General features: G+C 53.1%; 20 protein-coding genes. 11 read left to right on the top strand and 9 right to left on the bottom strand.

All coding sequences use genetic code 11. The features are described from left to right. Positions 1–211 precede the first annotated feature (211 nt). The 4 genes from IG609_RS11085 (at position 212) to IG609_RS11070 (ending at position 8,236) form a co-directional block, all read left to right on the top strand. A complete protein-coding gene (locus IG609_RS11085) occupies positions 212–1,522 on the top strand; it encodes an MFS transporter (protein ID WP_193397028.1) in 1,311 nt (436 codons plus the stop codon). A gap of 34 nt (positions 1,523–1,556) precedes the next feature. Further along, positions 1,557–3,923 (top strand): glycoside hydrolase family 31 protein, encoded by a 2,367-nt coding sequence (locus tag IG609_RS11080; protein ID WP_193397027.1) that lies wholly within the window; start codon positions 1,557–1,559, stop codon positions 3,921–3,923. A gap of 344 nt (positions 3,924–4,267) precedes the next feature. Further along, positions 4,268–7,144 (top strand): flavocytochrome c, encoded by a 2,877-nt coding sequence (locus tag IG609_RS11075; RefSeq protein WP_193397026.1) that lies wholly within the window; start codon positions 4,268–4,270, stop codon positions 7,142–7,144. A gap of 120 nt (positions 7,145–7,264) precedes the next feature. Continuing rightward, positions 7,265–8,236, top strand: coding sequence for an FAD:protein FMN transferase (locus IG609_RS11070; protein ID WP_193397025.1), 972 nt, complete (start codon positions 7,265–7,267; stop codon positions 8,234–8,236). An 85-nt stretch (positions 8,237–8,321) separates the two neighbouring features. Here IG609_RS11070 and IG609_RS11065 read toward each other — a convergent pair whose 3' ends face one another. From IG609_RS11065 to sapA, 7 genes are all read right to left on the bottom strand, one after another. Further along, positions 8,322–8,876 (bottom strand): inclusion body family protein, encoded by a 555-nt coding sequence (locus IG609_RS11065; RefSeq protein ID WP_116166526.1) that lies wholly within the window; start codon positions 8,874–8,876, stop codon positions 8,322–8,324. A gap of 500 nt (positions 8,877–9,376) precedes the next feature. Next, complete coding sequence (gene fabI, locus IG609_RS11060) at positions 9,377–10,165, bottom strand: enoyl-ACP reductase FabI (protein WP_010276729.1); 789 nt, start codon at positions 10,163–10,165, stop codon at positions 9,377–9,379. 193 nt (positions 10,166–10,358) lie between these two features. Continuing rightward, on the bottom strand, positions 10,359–11,174 hold the full coding sequence (sapF, locus tag IG609_RS11055; protein ID WP_010276730.1) for a putrescine export ABC transporter ATP-binding protein SapF: 816 nt from the start codon (positions 11,172–11,174) through the stop codon (positions 10,359–10,361). Continuing rightward, positions 11,174–12,166: a putrescine export ABC transporter ATP-binding protein SapD gene (gene sapD, locus IG609_RS11050; RefSeq protein WP_193397024.1), complete on the bottom strand. Its 993-nt coding sequence runs from the start codon at positions 12,164–12,166 to the stop codon at positions 11,174–11,176. The genes sapF and sapD overlap by 1 nt, the downstream gene beginning before the upstream one ends. Positions 12,167–12,182: 16 nt before the next feature. Further along, complete coding sequence (gene sapC / locus IG609_RS11045; RefSeq protein ID WP_193397023.1) at positions 12,183–13,073, bottom strand: putrescine export ABC transporter permease SapC; 891 nt, start codon at positions 13,071–13,073, stop codon at positions 12,183–12,185. Further along, entirely contained in the window at positions 13,060–14,025 is a 966-nt protein-coding gene (sapB, locus tag IG609_RS11040; protein WP_193397022.1) for a putrescine export ABC transporter permease SapB, read from the bottom strand. The genes sapC and sapB overlap by 14 nt, the downstream gene beginning before the upstream one ends. Beyond that, the gene (gene sapA, locus IG609_RS11035; protein ID WP_193397021.1) at positions 14,022–15,710 is read right to left on the bottom strand and encodes an ABC transporter substrate-binding protein SapA; all 1,689 of its coding nucleotides are present in this window, start codon (positions 15,708–15,710) and stop codon (positions 14,022–14,024) included. The genes sapB and sapA overlap by 4 nt, the downstream gene beginning before the upstream one ends. 482 nt (positions 15,711–16,192) lie before the next feature. Between sapA and IG609_RS11030 the strand changes: the two genes are divergently transcribed. Continuing rightward, positions 16,193–17,719 carry a cellulase family glycosylhydrolase gene (locus IG609_RS11030; RefSeq protein ID WP_193397020.1) on the top strand — a complete coding sequence of 509 codons (1,527 nt, stop codon included), beginning with the start codon at positions 16,193–16,195 and terminating at the stop codon, positions 17,717–17,719. Between the two features lie 70 nt (positions 17,720–17,789). Here the strand turns inward: IG609_RS11030 and pspF are convergent, their stop codons facing one another. Next, entirely contained in the window at positions 17,790–18,779 is a 990-nt protein-coding gene (gene pspF / locus IG609_RS11025) for a phage shock protein operon transcriptional activator (RefSeq protein WP_094433555.1), read from the bottom strand. Positions 18,780–19,004: 225 nt separating this feature from the next. Here pspF and pspA point away from each other — a divergent pair, with 225 nt between their 5' ends. The 6 genes from pspA (at position 19,005) to tyrR (ending at position 24,794) form a co-directional block, all read left to right on the top strand. Further along, positions 19,005–19,670, top strand: coding sequence for a phage shock protein PspA (pspA, locus tag IG609_RS11020; RefSeq protein ID WP_010276756.1), 666 nt, complete (start codon positions 19,005–19,007; stop codon positions 19,668–19,670). Between the two features lie 80 nt (positions 19,671–19,750). Beyond that, a complete protein-coding gene (gene pspB, locus IG609_RS11015) occupies positions 19,751–19,975 on the top strand; it encodes an envelope stress response membrane protein PspB (protein ID WP_010276759.1) in 225 nt (74 codons plus the stop codon). Further along, positions 19,975–20,340 carry an envelope stress response membrane protein PspC gene (pspC, locus tag IG609_RS11010; RefSeq protein ID WP_039496625.1) on the top strand — a complete coding sequence of 122 codons (366 nt, stop codon included), beginning with the start codon at positions 19,975–19,977 and terminating at the stop codon, positions 20,338–20,340. Before pspB ends, pspC begins: the two co-directional genes overlap by 1 nt. Before the next feature lie 251 nt (positions 20,341–20,591). Continuing rightward, positions 20,592–21,989: a YcjX family GTP-binding protein gene (locus IG609_RS11005; protein ID WP_193397019.1), complete on the top strand. Its 1,398-nt coding sequence runs from the start codon at positions 20,592–20,594 to the stop codon at positions 21,987–21,989. Beyond that, positions 21,986–23,029 carry a YcjF family protein gene (locus IG609_RS11000; protein WP_193397018.1) on the top strand — a complete coding sequence of 348 codons (1,044 nt, stop codon included), beginning with the start codon at positions 21,986–21,988 and terminating at the stop codon, positions 23,027–23,029. The genes IG609_RS11005 and IG609_RS11000 overlap by 4 nt, the downstream gene beginning before the upstream one ends. Before the next feature lie 196 nt (positions 23,030–23,225). Next, the gene (gene tyrR / locus IG609_RS10995) at positions 23,226–24,794 is read left to right on the top strand and encodes a transcriptional regulator TyrR (protein ID WP_193397017.1); all 1,569 of its coding nucleotides are present in this window, start codon (positions 23,226–23,228) and stop codon (positions 24,792–24,794) included. A 51-nt stretch (positions 24,795–24,845) separates the two neighbouring features. Here the strand turns inward: tyrR and tpx are convergent, their stop codons facing one another. Next, on the bottom strand, positions 24,846–25,349 hold the full coding sequence (tpx, locus tag IG609_RS10990) for a thiol peroxidase (RefSeq protein WP_014915685.1): 504 nt from the start codon (positions 25,347–25,349) through the stop codon (positions 24,846–24,848). Positions 25,350–25,418: the final 69 nt, after the last annotated feature.

Genomic DNA, 25,418 nt, shown 5'->3' with positions numbered 1-25,418 from the left:
ATGTTTTCAAAAAAGTGAGTGTTTCACGATTTTCAATTGTTCTACTCTCGATTTGGTAAACCAATTTCAGTGGTTAGATGCAGTAAAACAGGATTTAACTCAATAAATACAATGATATGAAAATGGTTTGATTGTTCGATAGGCTATAAATACAAAAATGCCGTCGAGATATCAGACCAATGTAACCCTACTTTCCTGTAAAGGAGTCCCCATGAGTCTCGACATCAATTCGTCCTCCATCGCTACCAAAGGTAAACGGACATTCAGAAATTTACGCTGGTGGGTGCTGAGCCTGTTCCTGCTCGGCGTTACTGTGAATTACATCACCCGTAATTCGCTGGGCATTCTGGCACCGGAACTGAAAACCAGTATGGGCATTACCACCGAGCAATATTCCTGGATTGTCGGTGCATTTCAACTGGCCTATACCATTTTCCAGCCGATTTGCGGCTGGCTGATCGATGTCATCGGTCTGAAAATGGGCTTTATGATCTGCGCGGTGATCTGGGCGCTGATGTGTATCTTCCACGCAGGGGCGGGAAGCTGGCTGCATCTGGCGATCTTGCGTTTCTTTATGGGCGCGTCAGAAGCGGCAGCGACACCGGCGAATGCCAAAACGCTGGGCGAGTGGTTCCCTAAAAAGGAACGACCGGTTGCGGCAGGTTGGGCCGGTGTCGGTTTCTCCATCGGTGCGATGCTGGCACCGCCGATTATCGTTGTGGCGCATGCCTATCTGGGCTGGCAGGGCGCGTTTATGTTCAGCGGTGGGCTGGCGCTGCTGTGGGTGGCGCTGTGGTGGTTGTTCTACCACAACCCCGAAGATCACCCGAATTTAAGCCGAGAGGAACTGGATTTCATCCGTCAGGACAATGAGGCGCCTCCGGTCAAACTGCCTTTCTTCACCGCACTGAAAACGGTCTCAAAAAACAAACGCTTTTACGGTATCGCGATTCCAGCCTTTATGGCGGAGCCCGCGTGGGCCGTGCTTAGTTTCTGGGTGCCGCTCTATTTGGCGAATGAACGCGGGATGGATCTGAAACAAATTGCGATGTTCGCGTGGTTGCCGTTTCTTGCCGCCGATCTTGGCAGTATTGCCAGTGGCTATCTCACCCGACTGTATACCCGCTGGTTCGGCTGCTCGCGCGTTAACTCGATTGTGGCGAGTTCGGTCACGGGCGCGTTTTTGATGCTGTCGCTGGCGCTGGTCGCCGTCAGTAAAGATCCGTGGGTGGCGATTCTGCTGATTTCCATCGGTGGGTTTGGTCATCAGGTGATTTCCTGCATGTTGAGCGCACTGGTGGTGGAATCGTTTGATAAAGGGCAGATGGCAACCGTGAACGGGATGCGCGGTTCGTTTGCCTGGATTGCCAGCTTCCTGTTCTCGCTGCTGATTGGCGTCACCGCCGACAAAATTGGGTTTAACCCGCTGTTTGTCGCGATGGGATTCTTCGATCTGATCGGTGCAATCTTCTTGATCGCATTTATTGCTGAACGTCGTGGGAAAACGCGGTCGCAGGCATAACGGTTCATTTATTTTTTCCTGAAAAGGATGTTGTATGAAAACGTTGAAAAATTGGGTGTTCCGCCATCAGAGCGCCGACCATGTTGAGCTGCTGGTGGACGACAAGCATGTGTTTCGCCTGTACGTGCTGGAACCGATGTTGGCCCGCGTGCTGGTTAAACAGCATGGCGAGCTGAAACTGAACCGCACCTGGAGCATCGCGCCGCAGCAGGATGTCCCCTGGCAGGGGCGCAGCCGCGAAAGTAGCGACGGTTTCAGCCTGCCGGGATTCTCACTGGAACAGTTGGACGATGCGCTGCGTATCAGCACCGCGCGGATGCGTATTACGATTCATCAACCGCTGTGGCTGGCGTGGGAATATTGCGATGAACAGGGCGAATGGCAGCCGTTTGCCGCCGATCGCCCAACCAGCGCCTATCTACTCAACCCACACGGTGATGGCGTGGCGCACTATCAGCGCCGTTTCCCGACTGAGCGCTATTACGGGCTGGGTGAAAAAGCGGGCGACCTTGAACGCACCGGACGCCGGTTTGAGTTCCGCAATCTGGACGCGATGGGCTACAACGCGGCGAGCACCGATCCGCTGTATAAGCATGTTCCGTTTACCATTACCCGGCGCGACGATGTCAGTTTCGGCCTGTTTTACGATAACCTGAGCACGACCTGGCTCGATCTCGGCAATGAGATCGATAACTATCATCTGGCTTATCGGCGCTATCAGGCAGAGGCGGGCGATCTCGATTATTACCTGTTCATCGGGCCGCGCGTGTTGGATGTAACGAAAGCGTTCGTTCGGCTGACGGGGAAAACGCTCTTTGGGCCAAAGTGGAGCCTAGGCTACAGCGGTTCCACCATGCATTACACCGACGCACCGGACGCGCAGCAGCAACTGATGAAATTTATCGCGCTGTGCCGTGAGCACAACATTCCGTGTGATTCGTTCCAACTTTCGTCCGGCTACACGTCGATTAACAATAAGCGCTATGTGTTTAACTGGAACTACGACAAAGTCCCCCAGCCGGAGGTGATGTCGCAGGCCTTCCATGATGCGGGCCTCAAGCTGGCTGCCAATATCAAACCCTGTTTACTGCAAGATCACCCGAAATATGAAGAAGTGTCGGCGCAGGGTCTGTTTATCCGCGATTCCGAATCCGATGTGCCAGAGCGCTCCAGCTTTTGGGACGATGAAGGTTCGCACCTTGATTTCACCAATCCGGCAACGGTGGCGTGGTGGCAGGAAAACGTCACCCGACAACTACTGGAGAAAGGGATTGATTCAACGTGGAATGACAATAACGAATATGAAGTCTGGGATGGCGAAGCCCGCTGCCACGGATTCGGCGACACGATGGCGATCAAACACATTCGCCCACTGATGCCGTTGCTGATGATGCGCGCCTCGCTGGAGGCACAGCAGCGCTTTGCGCCGACGCTACGTCCTTATTTGATTTCGCGTTCCGGCTGTGCGGGAATGCAGCGCTATGTGCAGACCTGGAGCGGCGATAACCGCACCAACTGGCAGACGCTGCGTTACAACACGCGGATGGGAATCGGGATGAGCCTGTCCGGCCTGTTTAATGTCGGGCACGACGTCGGCGGGTTTTCGGGCGATAAGCCGGACGCCGAGCTTTTTGTGCGCTGGGTACAAAACGGCGTGATGCACCCGCGTTTCACCATTCATTCCTGGAATGACGACCATACGGTGAACGAACCGTGGATGTACCCCGCGGTAACGCCTGCGATACGCAGCGCCATTGAGCTTCGTTACCGTCTGCTGCCGTATTTTTATACCTTGCTGTGGCAGGCCAGTGCGGACGATGAGCCGATGCTGCGCCCGACGTTCCTCGACCACGAGCAGGACAGCGCGACGCTGGAAGAAACCGACGATTTCATGCTGGGACGAGATATTCTGGTTGCCAGCGTGGTTGAAGCGGGGCAGCGCCAGCGCACGGTGTACCTGCCGGCGAATACGTCAGGCTGGTACGATTTTCATTCCGGCCAGTGGTTCAGCGGCGGACAGACGATCGTGCTGGATGCGCCGCTGGAGCGCCTTCCGCTGCTGGTCCGCGCGGGGGCGATGATCCCGTTGTCGGGGCGAACGGCACACGTCAGTCCGCATGAAGATAATCAGCGTGAATTCCTGCTCTTCCCGCCTGTCGCTGGCGGCACGGACAGCGGACTGCTGTTTGAAGATGATGGTGAGACGTGGCAATGGCGTGAAGGACACGCGCTGTGGCTGCGCTGGGAAATCCGCACGGATAGCCAACGGATTGACGTGACGTTTACATCGGAAGGGCGATATCAGCCCGCCTGGCGACACGCGACGCTACGCCTGCCAGCTGGCGAGCAGCGTCAGCTGTACATTAACGGCGTTCGTACGACGACCTATCAACACCAATAATCATTTTATTTCTTCCTGTTGCGCCCCGGTATTATTGTTTACTGGGGCGTTTTTTTTGTTATGCAGAATATCAATAATATCCGATTGGTTATCTTCAGGATAAAGAGATGTTAATGAAGTGAATGGAATATTAAATATAAAAAAGAGTTGTGCGAATATCCCTAATAAAAGCGGATCTACAAAATAGTTTAAATAGTAAGAAAACATTTTATAACATCAAAAAAAATAGATACTTGGTAAGTAATAAGTTCGCAAATTATCAGCCAGAAAAATTAATAAAAACAAACATGGCGGTTTCTGATTCATTCGCGAACAGAGTTTTTATTTTAAGTGGAGTATTCATTATGAAGAATAGTCACCATGATTTATTTGCTGCTTTTACTCTCCCCAACGGCGCGACGCTGAAAAACCGGGTACTAATGGCACCGATGACCACCTGTAGCGGTTTCTACGATGGGGGAGTGACCAAAGAGCTGGTGGAATATTATCAGGCCAGAGCAGGCAGCATCGGCACCGTGATTGTGGAGTGCTGTTTTATTGATGACAAAGGGTTGGCTTTTCCCGGTGCGATAGGAATCGACAACGACGACAAAATTGCCGGATTGGCCAAAATTGCGACGGCGATTAAAGAAAAAGGGTCGACGGCGATCCTGCAAATTTATCACGGCGGCCGGATGGTCGAACCGCGTTTTATCGGTGGTGCGACGCCCGTTGCTCCGAGTGCCATTGCTGCGCCGCGCGCGGGTGCCATCGTTCCGGTGGCGCTGTCGGGCGACGAGGTCGACGCCATGATCGGCAAGTTTGGCGCTGCCGTTCATCGTGCCATTCAGGCGGGTTTCGATGGTGTGGAAATTCACGGCGCGAATACCTACCTGATCCAACAGTTCTATTCTCCGCACTCTAATCAACGCTCAGATAAATGGGGCGGCAGCCGTGACAAACGCACGGCTTTCCCGCTGGCGGTGTTGGATATCGTTCATGAGGTCGCGGATAAATACGCCGATCCTTCCTTTATTATCGGCTATCGTTTCTCGCCGGAAGAGATCGAAGAACCCGGCATTCATTTTGATGATTCGCTCTATCTGTTGGAAAAATTAGCGGCACGCGGGCTGGATTACGTTCATTTCTCTATGGGCAATATTCTGCGCGCGTCTATTGTCGAAACAAATGACCCGACGCCGCTGATTAAGAAATATGTTGCCCGCCGTTCCGCGACATTAGCAGCGATTCCGGTTATTGGCGTAGGAGATATTGTCAATCAGGCAGACGTCGATGCGGCGCTGGAAAATGGTTATGACCTGATTGCCGTCGGCAGAGCCTGTATTGCTTATCCAGACTGGACAGATCGTATTGCCGAACAGGAAAAACTCGAACTTTATATTGCCAGCGATAAACGTGAAGCATTAACGATCCCTGAACCGCTGTGGCGTTTTTCATTAGTTGAAGCCATGATTCGGGACATGAATTTAACCGGCAAAAAATTTAAATCCGGGGTTTATCAGGAAAACGTTCAGGATGAATGTGGCGAGCTGCGAATTCATGTTCATTTTGAGCAGAATCGAGTCGCCGATATTGCGCTGGAGAATAGCGAAATTGATGATTCACTGAAAATCAGTTTTGAAATTATCCGCGAACGCATTCTGGATACCAATAGCCCCCACGTTGATGCCGTAACAGGCGCAACGGCGCAGAGTGAAGCGATTAAAAAAGCCGTTACCAAGGCGATGGTGAAATCCAACAAAGATGCCATTATTGCCGATGGCGGTAACCCCGATGCGCGCCGCGAGGCGGATGTGGTGGTGATTGGCAGCGGCGGCGCGGGGCTGGCGGCGGCGATTCAGGCCAGCGAAGAGGGTGCGCGCGTTATCGTCATTGAAAAGATGCCAGTCATCGGCGGCAACACCATCAAAGCCTCTGCCGGTATGAATGCGGCGGGCACCGTCTTCCAACAAAATAGAGGTATCGAAGATAGCCAGGCGCTGTTTTATGACGAAACGCTGAAAAGTGGCAAACAGAAGAATAACCCGGCGCTGGTGCAATATTTCGTCGAGCACGCGCCTGACGCGATTAACTGGCTGGCGCAGCACGATATTGAGCTTAGCGATATCACCACAACGGGCGGCATGAGCGTTGACAGAACGCATCGCCCTGCCAATGGGGCTGCGGTGGGCGGCTATCTGGTCAGCGGCCTGATTAAGAACCTCAATAAATACAATATTGAGGTGCTGCTGGAAACGTCGGTGACGGAGATTGTGCAAGAGAAGGGCAAAGTGACCGCCGTCAGAGTCGTCAATGATGAGCACGAAGAAAGCCTGATTGCGACAAAAGCGGTGATTGTTGCCACAGGCGGTTTTAGTGCCAATCAGGCGATGGTGGAGTCATACCGCCCAGACCTGAAAGGCTTCGTCACCACCAACCATAAAGGCGCTACGGGTGGCGGCATTCGTCTGCTGGAACAGATCGGCGCGGATACGGTGGACATGGGGGAAATTCAAACCCATCCAACGGTTGAGCAAACCACCTCTTATCTGATCTCCGAATCTATTCGCGGCGGCGGAGCCATTCTGGTGTCGCAGCGTGGAGAACGTTTCTTTAACGAAATGGAGACGCGGGATAACGTCTCGTCCGCCATCGTCAACCTGCCGGAAGAGTATGCGTACATCCTGTTCGACGAGCAGGTCAGAAACCGCAATCGGGCAGTCGAAGAATATGTTGCACAAGGGTTGACCGTCAGCGCGGACAGCATCGCTGAACTGGCCGACACGCTCGACATGCCACAGGCGGCGCTGCACGCCTCGCTCGAACGTTACAATGCCTTTATCGCCGACAAACACGATGAAGACTTTGGCCGTACCACGGGGATGCGCGATCCGCTGAATCAGGCACCTTACTACGCGATTAAGGTAGCACCGGGCGTACACCACACGATGGGCGGCGTCACCATCAACGAGAAAGCGGAAGTGCTGAACCGCTATAAAGAGACGATCTCCGGCGCTTATGCCGCGGGGGAAGTGGTTGGCGGTATTCACGGGGCGAACCGCATTGGCGGCAACGCCGTGGCGGATATCATTATCTTCGGCATTCAGGCAGGGATGCAGGCAGCGGCCTATGCGCGTGCACTGCGTCGCTCGGACGTTTTTCCAACGAAGGCACGTAAAGCAAGGTTCGCGAAAGCGGCGACGAAAACGGCTGAAAAGCAGCCGACACTGGTCGCAGAGTAAGTGATAGAAAAGAACGTGATAAAAGAGTAAGGCTGATGGCGGGCGTCTCAAAGGGCGCTCGCGATTTTCCGACCGTTTCCTCTCCTCTCTGTACCGCCATTCGATCATGGGAGTCACCGTATGCCTTCTGTCGATAACGCCTACGTCTATTCCGTTCACCTGATGGGCAGCCCCATTCTGCTCAAACTGTTTGCCCATGATAAAATCGCGGTCAGGCAGGTTTTCCAACGCATCAAACAGCTCGAAGATCGGCTAACCGTTAATCGAGCGCAGTCGGAAGTGATGAGCATCAACCATGCGGCGGGGAAAGAGTACGTTTCGGTCAGCCCGGTGGTCTTTGAGCTGATTAAACGGGCCAAAGCGGTGAGTCTGATTGAAAACAGCGGCTTTAACGTGGCGATTGGTCCTGTCGTGAAACTATGGAAAATCGGTTTTAGCGGCAGCACGGTGCCTGACCACGAGTCAATACAACGGGCGCTGGCATTAACGCATCCCGAACGCATTATTCTCAGAGAGCAGGACTGCGCCGTGTTGTTAGAAAGCGCCGGAATGGAGATCGACCTGGGGGCGATTGCGAAAGGTTATATTGCCGATATCGTCCGTGACGTTCTTCACCAGCATGCGATTCAGGATGCGCTGATCAATCTGGGGGGAAACGTACTGGCTATCGGCAGCGCACTGACGGATGAACAAGGGCTATGGAGCATCGGGTTACAGAAGCCTTTCGCGGATCGCGATAGCCTACTTGGCATCATTAAGGTGAAGAACAAATCCGTGGTGACATCCGGCGTCTATGAACGTTTTTTTACCGTGGACGATCGTATCTATCATCATATTATCGATCCCCGGACGGGTTATCCGCTGGATAATGAACTGCACAGCGTCACGGTTATCTCGAACGACTCTCTCGACGGCGATATTTACACCACGTTGCTTTATGGCATGGGCGTGAGTGCTGGCATTCACTTTCTACAAAATCGGCCGGATATCGAAGCCATCTTTGTGACAAAAGCACGAGAGATTATTTTCTCTTCGCAGCGGGATTATACGTTTGAACTATTGGATAAGGATTATTCTGTGACGGTGCTGTAGTTATCGTTATTCTAAAATAGACAAATGGGTGGCCAAGAAGAATCGGCCATCCATTTTTAGTAAGGCAATGAGTCGATATATATTTTTAATTGTTGACAGTGATTGTCGGGTCCCATTGGAAATAACCAAAAAGCTCCTGCGCGCCCCCTTTTGGACGATAGTACAACCCGAATTGCACTTGGTAATTTTCTTTGCCTTTCTGGTTGATATCCGCCTGAATGAACCAGTAGGATTGATCGGTATACGTTACTGGAAAAGGACCGTTCTGCGCGGGCAGCATTGAGGTCTTTGTGTACATTTTAAAGGTTGGGTTAGTAAATACATCTTGCCCACCAAATTTTGGCAAACCATAAATCAATACACTGGAGTCAAAGTTTCCCGATTCTGATGTTCCGGTCCAGCGAATCACATCACCAACATTGGCACTGATATTAAGATCGGCTGTGCCTGAACCACTAATGGCCGATTCAGAAGCGACAACCATATACGAATATTGATGGCCAATAGGGGTCGGGCTTTTTTCATTTTTGCTGGGATTTTTACCTGTAAAATCATCAATAATGCTATCCGTATCAATAACAACAATGATGTTGATAATACTATTACTGGATTTGAAACTAGATACATCAGCGTTACTCATAATGACCTCGTTTTAAAATAATAGGTAAATATATTATTTAACTAAAAATTAAATAATTAGTGTGCGAATTTTTTGTAGAAAAATAAAATACGACACGAATGGTGCGCAGGTAAATAATAGGTGAAGATTTGTTTTTTGCGTTATGCTTGATTATTTTTCATCCTTTTGATTTAACAGGGTTTGTTTTTTAATAAATCTGTAATTAGTTCACTATCCCCTTGTTATTTAATAAGTATTATGTATGTGTGTTTTTTATGGATAAATGATAAAAAGTCAATATTTTTAAATATACAGTTATTAATGTTAGGGGGTGTTTTTCACATGGGTTTTTATTCTGCAATAATACACTTTTCATGCATATGATTTTATATGCATTAATTCAATTGTTATCTTTTATCTATGAAGGATGATCGTACTGAAGATCTTCTTTTGGGGAAGGAGAAATAACAATGCGCTCCTTTTCAAGAGCGCATTGTTGAAACATCGTTAGCGGTGAGAACTTACTTCAATTCCAGCTCGTTCATTGCGGCGATGCTGAAGCCGCCGTCAACGTGCAGGACTTCACCGGAGATACCGGCAGCCAGATCGGAACACAGGAACGCAGCAGAGTTGCCCACATCTTCAATGGTAACGACACGGCGGATTGGCGTAACGGCTTCGCAATGCGACAGCATTTTCTTGAAGTCTTTGATGCCGGAGGCAGCCAGTGTACGAATCGGGCCCGCAGAAATGGCGTTAACGCGCACGCCCTGAGCACCCATTGCATTCGCCATGTAACGAACGTTCGCTTCCAGAGACGCTTTTGCCAGACCCATTACGTTGTAGTTAGGGATGGCACGCTCAGCACCCAGGTAGGACAGGGTAACCAGCGCAGAGTTCGGGTTCAGCATCTTACGGCAGGCTTTCGCCATCGCGACGAAGCTGTAAGAGCTGATATCGTGAGAAATGCTGAAACCTTCACGGGTAACGGCATCAACGTAGTCACCGTCCAGTTGGTCGCCCGGTGCGTAAGCAATGGAGTGCACGAAGCCATCAAAGTTCGGCCATACGTTAGCCAGTTCGGTAAACAGTGCTTCGATGCTGGCATCTTCAGCGACATCACACGGCAGAACGATGCTGGAACCCAGTTCGCTGGCAAAGCCTTCAACGCGTGCTTTCAATTTGTCGTTCTGATACGTGAAGGCCAGTTCGGCACCTTCGCGCTGCATTGCTTGTGCAATACCGTAGGCAATAGAACGGTTGCTGGCAACACCTGTTACCAGAATGCGCTTACCGGTAAGAAAACCCATAGCAGTAATCCTTGTGATCATTGTTGCTGCGATCGCCACTTCTGTGCCCGTAAACGTACGCGGCAAGTGACGACCCAGATGAATAAACCGCGCGATTCTACCATGTTGGGGACGGTAGGGGTACTCCGAGCAGTATCCCCCTTTTTCCACAGCCCAGTGGCCGTTGCGGGGATGCTGCCGTGGTGCGCGGAGATTAACGTTGTGCGCCGTCGCGTCGCCAGGCGTCGGCGCTGAGCGCTTCGCCGAAGTGGCTGGCAATCAACCGTTTCGTCAGGTCATGTAGCGGGGCAGACAACACATCGGCGGTACTGCCGCGTTCGACCACTTCGCCAGCCTGCATCACCAGAATCTGGTCGCTGATGTGTTTCATCATGCCCAGATGCTGCGTCACGTAAATATAAGAGATACCGTGCTTTTCCTGTAACTCCAGCATCAGATTGATAATCTGTGACCGCATAGACATATCCAGTGATGCCAGCGCCTCATCGGCGACAATCACTTTCGGTTGCAGGATCAGCGCACGCGCCAGGCCGACGCGCTGTTTTTGCCCCGGCGCGAGCGCATGCGGATAGTAATAGGCGTGATCGGGACGTAGCCCAACCTGATGCAGCGCCTGATTAATCGCTCTTTCACGTGCTTCGGCACTGAGATCGGTATTCAGTCGCAGCGGGACATCCAGCAGTTGCCCGATGCGCTGGCGCGGGTTGAGGGCATTGCTCGCATCCTGAAAGATCATGCGGATGCGCTGGCTGCGGTAGCGGTAATCGCCATAGTGCAGTGGATGATCATCGATAACCAACTCGCCGGACGTCGGCGCGATCATGCCCGACAGCATTTTAGCCAGCGTCGATTTCCCTGAACCGTTCTCGCCGATGATGGCGAGCGTTTGCCGTTCACGCAGCGTAAAGCTGACGGATTTTACCGCCTCAACGTGCTGACGACGGAACAGCCCAGTCCGGTAACGGAACGTCTTGGTCAGGTTGCGGGCTTCAAGCAGCATCTCAACCATCACGGTTCCTCCATGTTGAGCGGAAAGTGGCAGGCATATAAGTGGTTCTTAACGGAGAGCAGCGGCGGCGTTTGCATACACTGCTTTTGTGAATAAGGGCAGCGTGGGCCAAGTCGGCAGCCAATCGGCAGATGTTCCAGCGAGGGAATCGCCCCGTTCAGGGTGTTTAACCGGCTTTTGTGCGGCAGCGAGCGGCCGAAATCGGGCATGGCGCGAATTAGTGCCTGCGTATAAGGATGATGCGGCGCGGTGATCAAATCTTCACTGGTGGCGCTTTCCACCGTTTGACCGCAATAGAGTACGTTGATCCGATCAGCCCATTTGCTCATGGTTTGCAGGTCATGGCTGATGAGCAGAATCGTGGTGTTATTGTTCTGGTTCAGGCGCGACAGCAGGCGGAAAATCTGCGCCTGCGTAGTGGATTCCATCGCATTGGTTGGCTCGTCGGCAATCAGCAGGCGCGGCTGGTTCGCCAGCGCAATGGCAATCATCACCTTCTGACACTCGCCGTCGCTCAGCTCATAAGGATAGCTACCCATAATATCTTTGTGATCTTTAATCCCGACGCGGTGCAGCAGTTCGATCGCGCGGCGCTTGCGCCAGTGAAATCGCTGCCACCAGCGGCCTTTATATGTCCAGCCAGGAATGGCCTGCACTAGCTGCCGACCGATACTCTCGGACGGATCGAGACAGGATTGCGGCTCCTGGAAAATCATGGAGACGTTATGGCCGACCAGTTTACGCCGCTCGCGCGACGACAGTTGCAGCAGGTCGATGTCATCGAAACGGAAGCGATCGGCGGTTACGCGCCAATTCTCTTTGGTGAGCCCGCAGATGGCTTTGGCGATCAGGCTTTTACCCGAGCCTGATTCGCCCACTAGCCCGCGAATTTCCCCCTCGCTCAGCGTCATACTGACGCGGTCAACGGCTTTTACGGCGCCGTCGGCGGTCAGAAATTCAATCGTCAGGTTACGGATATCAAGTAATGGCATAGGGAGTCGTCGCCTCTTATTCCGTTTCCGCTACCAGCGCACGGCGAATGCCGTCGCCCAGCAGATTGACGATTAACACACTCAGTGCGATGGTAGCGCCGGGCAGCATGACGGTCCACGGTGCGGCATACACCAGCTCCAGCGAGTTGCCAAGCAGGGCACCCCATTCGGTTGTCGGCAGCTGCGCGCCCAAATCGAGAAAGCCCAGCGCGGCGATATCCAGAATGGCGATCGACAACGCGCGGGTAAATTCGGAGACCAGCAGCGCGGCGATGTTTGGCAACACGACATACCAGACAAGGTAAAACGTGGAAGCTCCGTCAAGGCGGGCGGCGATCACGTACTCTTTGTCCATTTCATCGTGTACGGCGTTGTAGATGGTTCGCACCATGCGCGGCAACAGTGCTAGCCAGACGGCGAGCATCGCGTGTTCGAGTTTAGGGCCGATAAAGGCAATCACCACAATCGCCAGCAACAGCGACGGAATCGACAGCAGCGTATCCAGAATGTGGTTGATCATCGCAGAGCGCAGTCCGCGCGTGACGCCAGCAAAGACGCCCAACACGATGCCGCACAGTGCCGCCGCGTAGGTGACGATGAGCGACGCACCGACGGTGGGAGCGGCACCGTTCAATAAGCGGCTTAACTGGTCACGCCCTAAATCGTCGGTGCCGAGGAAGAACGAGACTTCACCATAGTGTGACCAGGAAGGGGGCAACAGTTGATAGCCTAGGAATTGTTGGTCAACTTCATAAGGTGCGAGAAATTTGCCGAACAAACACAGGCCGATCAGGATCAGAAAACCGTACAGCCCGATCATCGCCAGCATATCCTGATGGAATACCCGCCAAGTATCGCCTAGTCGGCTAGGCAACCGCTTTTCGCTATACACGTTATCGTAGGGCATACCATTCCTTGTGTTTCAACGGATTTGCCATAGCACCCCAAATATCGGACAGAATATTGACCGTAATGACCATTGCGCCCACCACCATTACGCCCGCAGAAATCGCGGCGTAATCCTGTTGGCGAATGGCATTTACCAGCCAGCGACCGATGCCCGGCCAGTTAAAGACCACTTCGGTAATCATCGTCAGCGTCAGCATGGTGGAAAATTGTAATCCCAGTTTGGGAATAATCGGCGGCAGTGCGTTATGAATCAGGTGGCGACGAATGATCGTAAAGCGCGATAGCCCGCGGGTTGCCGCCGCTTTAATGTAGTTTTTGCTGATAATTTCCGTAGTGCTGACTCGCATCAGGCGAATCACTTCGGTGGTCGGCCCGACGGCCAGCACGGTAATCGGCAAAATCAGGTGGCGGATGGCGCTGACGATCATGTCACCGCGATGGGGTGAATCTGACAGCCAGGCGTCAATCAGCGCAAAGCCGGTGACTGTTTTCACCTGATAGAGCAGGTCGAAGCGGCCTGAAACCGGCAGCCAGCCGAGATGCAGCGAGAAGAAGAGCGTCAGCAGCAGCGCTAGCCAGAATACCGGCAGAGAGAAGCCGATGAGCGCCAGCGTGCTGATCACAATGTCCGCGCCGCGATTCCGCATCATGCCGGCGGTAATGCCCAGTGGAATACCGACCAGCAGTGAGAGCGCAAATGCCAAAAGACAAAGTTCAATCGTGGCGGGGAATACCTCTTTCAGCAATTCACTGATGGCCTGTCCGTTAATGCTGGAGCGACCGAAATCACCCTGAAGCAGACTGGTGAGGTAAAAGTGGTAGGCATCAAACAGCGCCGCACCGTTGAGCGGGGCATTAGGTGTGTAGTAGCTGAGGCTAAAGCCAACTAGCGACAGTAGTGACAATGTCACTATCAGTAACACCAGACGTCGTAAGGTAAAGATAATCACGGCTGTGTTTCCTCCACGGTTTCCGGTGCAGAGGGTTTCTGCTGCGCTTGTTGATCCTCGCGGAAGACGCCCGCGAACGAGGCATTGCCGAAGGGGCTTAATACCAGCCCTTTCATGTCATAGCGGTAGGCCAGCAGTCGTAATGACGACGCCAGCGGCAGAACGGGTAACTGTTCTGCCAGAATACGCTGTGCCTGCTGATAATAGTCAATCCGCTTAGAAAGCTGCTGTGACGAGAGCGCGTTTTGCAGCACTTCATCAAACGTGGGATCGCACCAGTGCGCGTAGTTGCTCTGGGAGCGAATGGCTGCACAGCTTAGCAACGGTCGGAAAAAACTGTCTGGGTCGTTACTGTCCGTTGCCCAGCCTGCCAACGTTAAATCGTGGCTGAGCTCCATCAGCCGCGCTTCCTGAAAACGGCCTTCCACTGGCACGATGGTCACGGTGACGCCAATTTGTGCCAGATCGGCCTGTATCAGTTCAGCCGTTTTCAGCGGACTGGGGTTGTAGGACTGTGAAGCGCTTGGCACCCACAGGCGCAGATTTAGGTTAGTCAACCCCAGTTCCTGCAAGATTTGTTGCGCTTTCTGCGGGTTATATTCGGTTACCTGTGATTCATTGTCGTACGCCCACGATGCTCGGGGCAGAATCGACGCTGCCGTTTCCGCGGTGCCGTAATAGATCGACTGCATTAACCTGTCGTTATTGATCGCCAGTGCGATGGCTTCCCGCACGCGGCGGTCGTCCAACGGCGGTTTTCGCACGTTGAAGGCCAGATAAGCGACATTCATACCGGGACGCAGTGAGAGACGCAGACGCGGGTCGTTACGCAAGATCGTTAACTGGCTGGCCGCCGGATAGGCGAGGACATCACATTCACCGGTTAGCAGCTTGGATAAGCGGCCCGTACCACCGGAGCCAAGATCGACAACCACCTGCCGCATGCGTGGCAGGCCGCGCCAATAATCGCCGTTGCGCGTCAGGCGAATATATTGCCCGTTGCGGTATTCATCGAGCAGATAAGGGCCGGTGCCGACCGGTTCGCGATCCAGCAGCTCCTTTTTGTCCTCTTTTGCCAGACGCTGCGCGTATTCTGCGGACAGAATCGGCGCGTAGTGCGTGGCCAGATGCCAGAGGAAAGAGGCGTCTGGGCTGTTGAGCCGGATTTCAATGCTGTATTCGCCCAACTTGCGGATGTGTTGTACCGAATCGGCGAATTGTAGACTGTCGAAATAGGGATATTCACCGCCGTTCACATCATGATACGGGTGCTTTTCGTCAAGCATGCGTTGGAAGCTGAATATCACGTCGTCGGCGTTCATATTACGGGTTGGGCTGAACCTAGCGGTGTGCTGAAATGGCACATCGCGGCGCAGGTAGAAACGGTATGTCGAACCGTTGTCCAAGACTTCCCAGCGCTGAGCCAGTTCTGGCATCAGACGATAGGTATAAGGATCGACATCCAACAGGCGATCGTAGAGCTGGGCCGCCAGCGTATCAATCGTGATACCGCTGCGCGCCATCTGCGGGTTAAACGTGTTCAGGACATCATTGACGCAATAGACAAAACCGCTCTGGCGAATATTTTCCAGCGGAGCAGGCGGCGTTAGCACGGACGGTGAGGCTGCCAGTGCAGGCAACGACAGCCAGGTGAGTGCCAGTGCGAAACAGGTTTTTCCGAACATACGGGATTTTTCAGTCAAGATGGTTATACACAGAGTGTATCGCACTCTTGGCATCCTCCCCACTCTTGTTATGCGCGTCTGGCGACTTTCCAACCGATTGCGTCTGCGGATGAACGCGATGGAGCGGTTAGGAACCCCATCGTCAGTATGGTAATGAGAAAAATTCTCAACAAAATGCTTTACAGATGATACTGATAACTATTATCATCATTTTCGCACTTCGGCAGTCGCTTCTCGCAGGCACTGAAGGAGAGCACGACATTGCTCACATTGCTTCCAGTATTATTTTAGCCAGCCGACGTGCTGGCTTTTTTTTTGCCTAAAAAGCGACCTCTCTAGGTACTTACCTTGCTTTCTATTTATCTGTAAATAATTAATAAAATCAATATGGTTGGGATATGTCCTAAATTGTTTGCGGGAACAAAAATCTCCCTTATCATGCCTATACCCAAGATCATGGGTTCACAATGGAGATAAGGAATATGTGGATGAGAAGGAATCAAATCGTCAGGAAATTGGCGTTAGGTGTGGTAACAGCGGCACTGGGGATGTCGCTCAGCTTTTCAGCATTATCCGCTACGCCGGTAGAAACGCACGGTCAGCTGTCCATCGAAAACGGACGACTGGTGGATGAACAGGGGAAAAGGGTGCAACTGAGAGGGGTCAGTTCGCACGGTTTGCAGTGGTTTGGCGATTATGTCAACAAAGACTCGATGAAGTGGCTGCGTGATGACTGGGGGATTAATGTATTCCGCGTCGCCATGTACACGGCGGCGGATGGTTATATTTCGAATCCTTCCCTCGCCAATAAGGTAAAAGAGGCCGTTGCGGCGGCGCAAAGCCTCGGCGTTTACATCATCATCGACTGGCATATCTTGTCGGATAACGATCCTAATATTTATAAAGCACAGGCAAAAACCTTCTTTGCCGAAATGGCGGGGCTGTATGGCAGCTCGCCGAACGTGATTTATGAAATCGCCAATGAGCCAAACGGCGGCGTGACATGGAACGGGCAGATTCGGCCTTATGCGCTGGAAGTGACTGACACCATCCGTAGTAAAGATCCCGATAACCTGATTATCGTCGGCACGGGCACCTGGAGTCAGGATATTCACGACGCGGCGGATAATAAACTGCCCGATCCGAATACGATGTACGCGCTGCATTTCTATGCCGGCACGCACGGGCAGTTCCTGCGCGACCGCATTGATTATGCACAAAGCCGCGGTGCCGCGATTTTCGTCAGCGAGTGGGGCACCAGCGATGCGTCCGGCAACGGTGGACCGTTCCTACCTGAATCGCAGACCTGGATCGATTTCCTGAATAACCGTGGCGTAAGCTGGGTGAACTGGTCGCTTACCGATAAGTCAGAGGCATCCGCCGCGCTGGCACCGGGAGCGAGCAAATCAGGCGGCTGGGCGGAGCAAAATCTGTCGGCGTCAGGTAAATTTGTCAGAGAGCAGATTCGTGCAGGTGCGGATCTGAGTAATGGCGATACGCCGACTACCCCGACCACGCCAACGGAGCCGACTAACCCAGGTAATGGAACCACGGGTGACGTCGTGCTGCAATATCGCAATGTGGATAACAACCCTTCCGATGATGCGATTCGTATGGCCGTTAACATCAAAAATACCGGCAGTACGCCGATCAAACTGAGCGATCTGCAAGTGCGTTACTACTTTCATGATGATGGTAAACCCGGCGCGAACCTCTTTGTTGACTGGGCGAACGTCGGCCCTCACAACATCGTGACCAGTACAGGGACGCCAGCCGCCAGCACTGACAAAGCCAATCGCTACGTTCTGGTGACCTTCAGCAGCGGAGCAGGCTCCCTTCAGCCGGGCGCGGAAACCGGTGAAGTTCAGGTGCGTATCCATGCGGGTGACTGGAGCAACGTGAATGAAACGAATGATTATTCATATGGCGCTAACGTCACGAGCTATGCCAACTGGGATAAGATCACCGTGCACGATAAAGGCACGCTGGTATGGGGAACGGAGCCGTAATCGAGCCTGTTAACCTATTAATCCATTTCCTCTGCGGGCGTTAATTCGCCCGCATTTTCTTTTCCGCCTCTTACTCATTCACCACAATATCGTGTTTCTTTAGCAATCCACGTAGCTGGTGATAGGTTAATCCCAGTAGCTCAGCGGCTTTGCGCTGGTTAAATTTTGCCTGATTCAATGCCCGATCGATTAAGCTTTTCTCCTGTTCCAATAGCCACGGTTTCATCTCCAGCGGTAAATTCGGCTGGCTGGTTGTCGCACGCGGCGACGTTTCCTGAACGGCGGGCGTTCGGCGGAAAGGATTCAGAATGATGGCATCAAGAGGCTGTTCGCTATCGCCGTGACGGTACACCGAACGTTCAACCACGTTTTTCAGCTCACGAATATTGCCCGGCCAGTCGTAATTCAGCAGCGTTTCGCACGCGGCAGGCGTAAAACCGGGAAACAGCGGCAGATGTAATTCACGGCACATCTGAATCGCAAAGTGATCGGCCAGCAGCATAATGTCCTGCTGGCGTTCGCGCAGTGGCGGAAGCTGCACAACGTCAAAGGCCAGACGGTCAAGCAGATCCGCACGGAACTTACCGCTGGCGGCAAGCGCAGGCAGATCGTCATTGGTCGCGCACACCAGACGTACGTCAACCTGTAGCTGATCTCTGCCGCCGACGCGCTCCAGCATGCCGTATTCGATCACCCGCAGTAATTTTTCCTGCACCAGCATCGGCGCGGTAGCCAGTTCATCCAAAAACAGCGTTCCGCCGTCGGCGCGCTCGAAGCGTCCCAGATGGCGTTTTTGTGCCCCAGTAAAAGCCCCGGCTTCATGGCCAAATAGCTCGGAGTCGAGCAGATTCTCGTTGAGCGCCGCACAGTTGAGGGAAACGAACGGCCCTTGCCAACGCGGGGAAAGGTAATGCAGGCGGCTGGCGATCAGCTCTTTACCGGTACCGCGTTCGCCAATCACCAGCACGGGCTTATTTAACTGTGCCAACTGCGACACCTGTTCCAGAACCTCCAGAAAGCTGTTGGCTTCGCCCAGCAGGTTCTCTTTTTCCTGAAGCATGATGTTTCACCGTGTTATTTTTACTAACTGTTAGCGTATTTGACTAATCTAGCGGAAAGGGAAAAATAGTCAAAATTATCTATTCTTTAATTTTCAGTTAGTTAAATTGAATTAAAAGTTGGCATGCTTATTGATATACCTATAGGGAGATCGCGACTGGCTCTGCTGGTCACGGTGATAAATCAGGCGTAATCAGACGCTGGAAATCATGAAGAGGATGTAATTATGGGTATTTTTTCTCGTTTTGCCGACATCGTGAACGCCAACATCAATTCATTGCTGGATAAAGCTGAAGATCCGCAGAAATTGGTGCGGCTGATGATTCAGGAAATGGAAGATACGCTGGTTGAAGTGCGTTCAACCTCGGCGCGGGCGTTGGCAGAAAAGAAACAGATTGCCCGTCGTATTGAACAAGCGCACGGTCAGCAGGATCAGTGGCAGGAAAAAGCCGAGCTGGCGCTGCGTAAAGATAAAGACGATCTGGCCCGTGCGGCGCTGATTGAAAAGCAGAAGCTGACCGACCTGATCGCGGTGTTGCAGCATGAAGCCGAAAGCGTGGATGAAACGCTGGAGCGCATGAAGCGTGAAATCGGTGAGCTGGAAAACAAATTGAGCGAAACCCGCGCTCGCCAGCAGGCGCTGACGCTACGCCACCAGGCTGCGGCATCGTCGCGTGATGTGCGCCGCCAGTTGGACAGCGGTAAGCTGGACGAAGCAATGGCGCGTTTCGATCAGTTCGAACGCCGTATCGATACGATGGAAGCGGAAGCTGAAAGCCACGGATTGGGGAAACAAAAATCGCTGGATCAGCAGTTTGCCGAACTGAAAGCGGACGATGAAATCAGCGCGCAGTTGGCAGCACTTAAGGCTAAAGTTAAGCCAGCAGAGTAATAAACGCGTAAACGCCATCGGATGGGCTGTCGTTAGAAAACGGCAGCCACCGGCGTATGAATAATAACTAAGGAGACACAATGAGTGCGTTGTTTCTTGCCATTCCGCTGACCATTTTCATGTTGTTTGTGGCACCGATATGGCTTTGGCTACATTACAGTCAGCGTAAAAACAGTGCTCAACTGGGACAAAACGATATGCAACGTCTGACACGTTTAACGGAAGAGTCCAACCGTATGCGTGAGCGTATCAGGGCGCTGGAAGACATTCTGGATGCAGAACACCCGGACTGGAGAAAATCGTAATGAAAAATACGTGGTCAGGTAAAACGTTATATCGCATACCGGAAGAAGGCATGCTGAAAGGGGTTTGTGCTGGTTTAGCGCGTTATTTTGACGTGCCGGTGAAGCTCCTGCGGATAATCGTGGTGCTGTCGATGTTTTTCGGCCTGTTCTTTTTCACCATGGTGGCCTACATCATTCTGACCTTTATGCTCGATCCGGCTCCATCGGGAATGGGATTTGAGGATGAAAAGACGGCCCGTACGCCCAGCCAACTGCTGAATGAAGCGGATGCGACCTTGCAGGCCAGCGAACAGCGCCTGCGTAGCATTGAACGCTATGTCACGTCGGATACGTTTGGCGTTCAGAACCGCTTTCGTCATCTGTAATTTGTCATCGGTTATACGCTTTCGCTGACATTATCCACCGTACGACTTGCGTCGAGAGTGGATAATGTCGCGCTGCTTTTTTCTCCGCAACCAATGCGGTAGCTTAAACGTACTTTTGCAACAACACGTTTTTTCAATTACACGCTTTTTCAACTACATGCATTGCAACCATACGCTTTGCAACTACATGCTTTGCAACTACATGGTTTACAACTACATGGTTTACAACTACAGGAGTGATGGATCATTCAATGAGTCGACTACAGAACGAAATTAACTCTCTGGTCAATCGCGGTGTGGATCGTCACTTGCGGATTGCCGTCACTGGGTTGAGTCGCAGTGGCAAAACCGCGTTTATCACCGCGTTCGTCAATCAATTATTGAATACCCACAGCGGTGCACACTTGCCGATGTTTTCCCCCGTGCGCGAAGAGCGTTTGCTGGGTGTGAAACGCGTGCCGCAGCGCGATCTGGGCGTGCCGCGTTTTGCTTATGATGAAGGCATGGCCGCGCTGTATGGCTCGCCGCCGGCTTGGCCAACGCCGACGCGCGGCGTGAGTGAGATTCGTCTGGCGCTGCGCTATCGCTCTAAGGATTCGTTGCTGCGTCATTTCAAAGACACCTCAACGCTCTATCTGGAAATTGTCGATTATCCCGGCGAGTGGTTGTTGGATCTGCCGCTGCTGGAGCAAACCTATTTGAGTTGGTCACAGCAGATGAGCGGCTTGCTGCAAGGGGGGCGCACCGAGTGGGCAAAACCTTGGCTGGCGCTGTGCGAAAAAATCGATCCGTTGGCCCCAGCCGATGAAAACCTGCTTGCCGAGGTGGCGCAGGCTTACACCGACTATCTGCACCGCTGCAAACAGGAAGGGCTGCACTTTATTCAACCGGGTCGGTTTGTGCTGCCGGGCGATCTGGCGGGTGCGCCGGTGCTGCAATTCTTCCCCTGGCCGCAGGTGAATCAGATCGGTGAAGCTAAGCTGGCGCAGGCGGATGAGAAAACCAACATCGGCATGCTGCGCAAGCGTTTTGACTATTACTGCCAGTCGGTCGTCAAAGGATTTTATAAGGATCACTTCGTACGCTTCGACCGGCAGATTGTTCTAGTCGATTGCCTGCAACCGCTCAATAGCGGCATTCATGCGTTTAACGATATGCGGCTGGCACTCACCCAACTGATGCAAAGTTTTCATTACGGGAAGCGCACGCTGTTCCGCCGTTTGTTTTCGCCTTGTATCGACAAACTGATGTTTGCGGCGAGTAAAGCGGATCACATTACCGCCGACCAGCACGCCAATCTGGTGTCGCTGCTTCAGCAACTGGTGCAGGAAGCGTGGCAGAACGCGGCGTTTGAAGGCATCGACATGCGCTGCGAAGGCATTGCGTCGATCCAGTCAACGCAGAGCGGGGTGGTCGATCATCAGGGACAGAAAATCCCAGCGCTGAAGGGGCATAGGCTCAGCGACGGTCAGCCATTGACCGTCTATCCCGGTGAAGTGCCTGCGCGTTTACCGGGGGCGGCATTCTGGCAAACTCAGGGCTTCCATTTCGATCAATTTCGTCCGCGAGAAATGACGGTCGACACGCCGTTGCCGCATATCCGGTTGGATACGGTCATGGACTTTCTGTTAAAGGATAAATTGCGATGAACGAGCCACTAAAACCCCACGTCACGTTCGATGACGTCTTACCGCAAGAGCCACAGCCGCAGTTGCGTGCCGGGTTGGCATTTGATGAGCAGAGCGGCACGCCGTTTTCCCCGATCAGCCGCGAAGAAGAAGTACCGGAAGAAGGCGCGGCGGAAGAGGCGATCAGCGCGGCGCTGCGTCCTAAGCGCAGCCTGTGGCGGCGTATGGTGATGGCGGGAATCGGGCTGTTTGGTGTTAGCGCGCTGGCACAGGGCGTGCAGTCACTGCATAACGCCTGGGTACAGCAGGACTGGATCGCGCTGGGCGGCATTACCGCAGGCAGCCTGATTGTGGCGGCGGGCGTCGGCTCGCTGGCTGTTGAGTGGCGACGCCTCTACCGTTTACGGGAGCGGGCAGAAGAGCGCGACGTGGCTCGCGATCTGTTACATAGCCACGGCGTGGGGCGCGGACGCGAATTCTGTGAAAAGCTGGCACGACAGGCGGGGCTTGATAGCGGCCATCCGGCGATACAGCGCTGGCAGGCTTCGCTCCATGAAACCCACAATGACCGCGAAGTGCTGGAGCTTTATGCGCGTCTGGTTCAGCCCGTACTGGACACGCAGGCGCAGCGTGAAATCAGCCGCTCGGCGGCGGAGTCGACCTTGATGATCGCCGTCAGCCCGCTGGCGCTGGTGGATATGGCCTTTATCGCCTGGCGCAACCTGCGCCTGATTAACCGTATTGCCGCGCTGTACGGCATCGAACTCGGCTATTTCAGCCGTATTCGCCTGTTTCGGCTTGTGCTGGTCAATATTGCGTTTGCCGGTGCCTCGGAGCTGGTGCGGGAAATTGGCATGGACTGGATGTCGCAGGATCTGGCCGCTCGGCTATCAACTCGCGCTGCACAGGGCATTGGTGCAGGTTTGCTGACCGCACGTCTGGGCATCAAAGCGATGGAATTATGCCGCCCGCTGCCGTGGCTGGATGACAAGCCACGTCTCGGTGATTTCCGCCGCGAACTGATTGGTCAGGTGAAAGAAACGCTGCAAAAAGGGCGTTAGTGTCATGGCGATAGCGCACAGTATGCGCCATCGTTATGGACAAGTGCAGGGCAAACCGGACCTCGTTTCGTCATTGACGTGGAAAAAACGTACAGATGTGTCAACTTTTGCTGCCACCTTACTTCATCCGGTGCAAACGAAAGGGTATTATCAGTAGCAATAGCCCTATCGTGTATCTTGAAGAAGGTAGCCGTTGATGCATCTGGAAGTGATTTGTGAAGACCGCATTGGTATGGTCCGTGAACTGTTAGATCTACTTGTGTCACGCAATATTGATTTACGCGGCATTGAAATTGCGTCTATTGGTCGTATCTACCTCAATTTTGCCACCCTTGATTTTGATGATTTCCGTCTGCTGATGACGGAAATCCGCCATATTGAAAGTGTCAGCGATGTGCGTACCGTGGCGTTCATGCCGTCTGAGCGCGAGCATCGGGCGTTGAATGCGCTATTGGAATCGATGCCTGAACCTGTATTCTCGCTGGATATGAAAGGAAAGCTGGAGCTGTTTAACCCCGCGGCGCTGGCGCTGTTTGAACAATCGGCAGAGACCATCAGCGACTTGACGATTGGCAGCATGATCCCCGGTTTCAATTTCGCCAGTTGGCTGGAGAAGAGCAGCGGCGTTGTGGCGGAGCGAGTGGTGATTCGCGGCCAGGATTTCCTGCTGGAAATGACGCCCGTCCGGCTGGAAGATGATGCGGGTAAAGTGGCAACGGCAGGCGCATTGGTGATGCTGAAATCGGCTGCTCGCATGGGCCGCCAGTTGCAGAACCTCGCCGTGAATGATGAAAATGAGTTCAATCATATCGTGGCTGTTAGCCCGAAAATGCGTCAGGTGGTTGAGCAGGCACGCAAATTAGCGATGCTGGATGCGCCGCTGCTAATTGTGGGCGATACAGGGACGGGTAAGGATATGCTGGCACGTGCCTGCCACCTGCGCGGGCCGCGCGGCAAAAATCCTTTCCTGGCGCTGAACTGTGCGGCGTTACCCGATGATGTGATGGAGAGCGAGCTGTTCGGCCATGCGCCCGGCGCGTATCTCAATGCGCAGGAAGGGAAAAAAGGCTTCTTCGAACAGGCGAACGGCGGTTCGGTTTTACTGGATGAAGTCGGTGAAATGTCGGCACAGATGCAGACTAAATTGCTGCGTTTCCTGAATGACGGGACATTCCGCCGCGTCGGTGAAGATCACGAAGTCCATGTCGATGTGCGGGTGATTTGCGCGACTAAGAAAAACCTGTTGGAGCTGGTGCAGCGTGGTGAGTTCCGGGAGGATCTTTATTATCGCCTCAATGTACTCTCGCTGACGTTACCGCCGCTGCGTGAGCGCCCAGCGGATATTATGCCGCTGGCCGAGCTTTTTGTGGCGCGCTTTGCCGACGAACAGGGGATTCCTCGCCCCAAACTGGCCGCGGATGTGGAGCATTTCCTGCCGCAGTACGGCTGGCCGGGTAACGTTAGGCAACTGCGAAATACCATTTATCGCGCACTGACGCAGTTGGAAGGCAACGAACTGCATATGCAAGACATCGATCTCCCGTCGTTTTCGATTGATGCGCCGCAAGATGAAACCCTGCTTGATGGCTCGCTGGACGACATCAACAAACGTTTTGAGCGTTCCGTGCTGACCCGCCTTTATCAATCTTATCCAAGCACACGTAAACTGGCGAAGCGGTTAGGCGTATCGCACACGGCGATAGCCAACAAATTGCGGGAATATGGACTCAGCCAACGCAAATCGGCGGGGGATGACGAGGAGTAAATAACAAAACGGCTGCTTGCGCAGCCGTTTTTCACGTAATTTCAGCGTAGCTTATTTCAGAACAGCCAGTGCTGCGTCGTAGTCTGGTTCAGTGGTGATTTCGTTCACCAGTTCGCTGTGCAGCACGTTGTCGTTTTCATCCAGTACAACAACCGCACGAGCAGTCAGACCTTTCAGCGCGCCATCGGCGATAGCAACGCCATAGTTTTCTTTGAACTCACCGCCACGCAGGGTAGACAGTACAACGACGTTGTTCAGACCTTCCGCGCCGCAAAAACGGGACTGCGCGAACGGCAGATCGGAAGAGATACACAGAACAACGGTGTTATCCAGCTCAGAACCCAGTTGGTTGAATTTGCGCACGGACGTGGCACAAACACCGGTATCGATGCTTGGGAAAATGTTCAGGATTTTGCGCTTGCCAGCATAGTTGCTCAGCGGGGTATCGGACAGATCTTTAGCCACCAGAGTAAATGCCGGGGCTTTGCTTCCTTTGGCTGGGAATGACCCTGCTACTGGCACAGGATTGCCTTGAAAATGTACGTTCTGTGACATGTTTGCGTCCTTAATTACAGGTGATTAACACGCTGCTCAGTTTAGGGCAACATTAGCAACATTGGTATA

This window comes from Pectobacterium quasiaquaticum (assembly GCF_014946775.2).
Classification (GTDB): domain Bacteria; phylum Pseudomonadota; class Gammaproteobacteria; order Enterobacterales; family Enterobacteriaceae; genus Pectobacterium; species Pectobacterium aquaticum.
The sequence above is the reverse complement of the archived record's forward strand: the minus strand, read 5'-3'. Positions and strand labels throughout refer to the sequence as shown.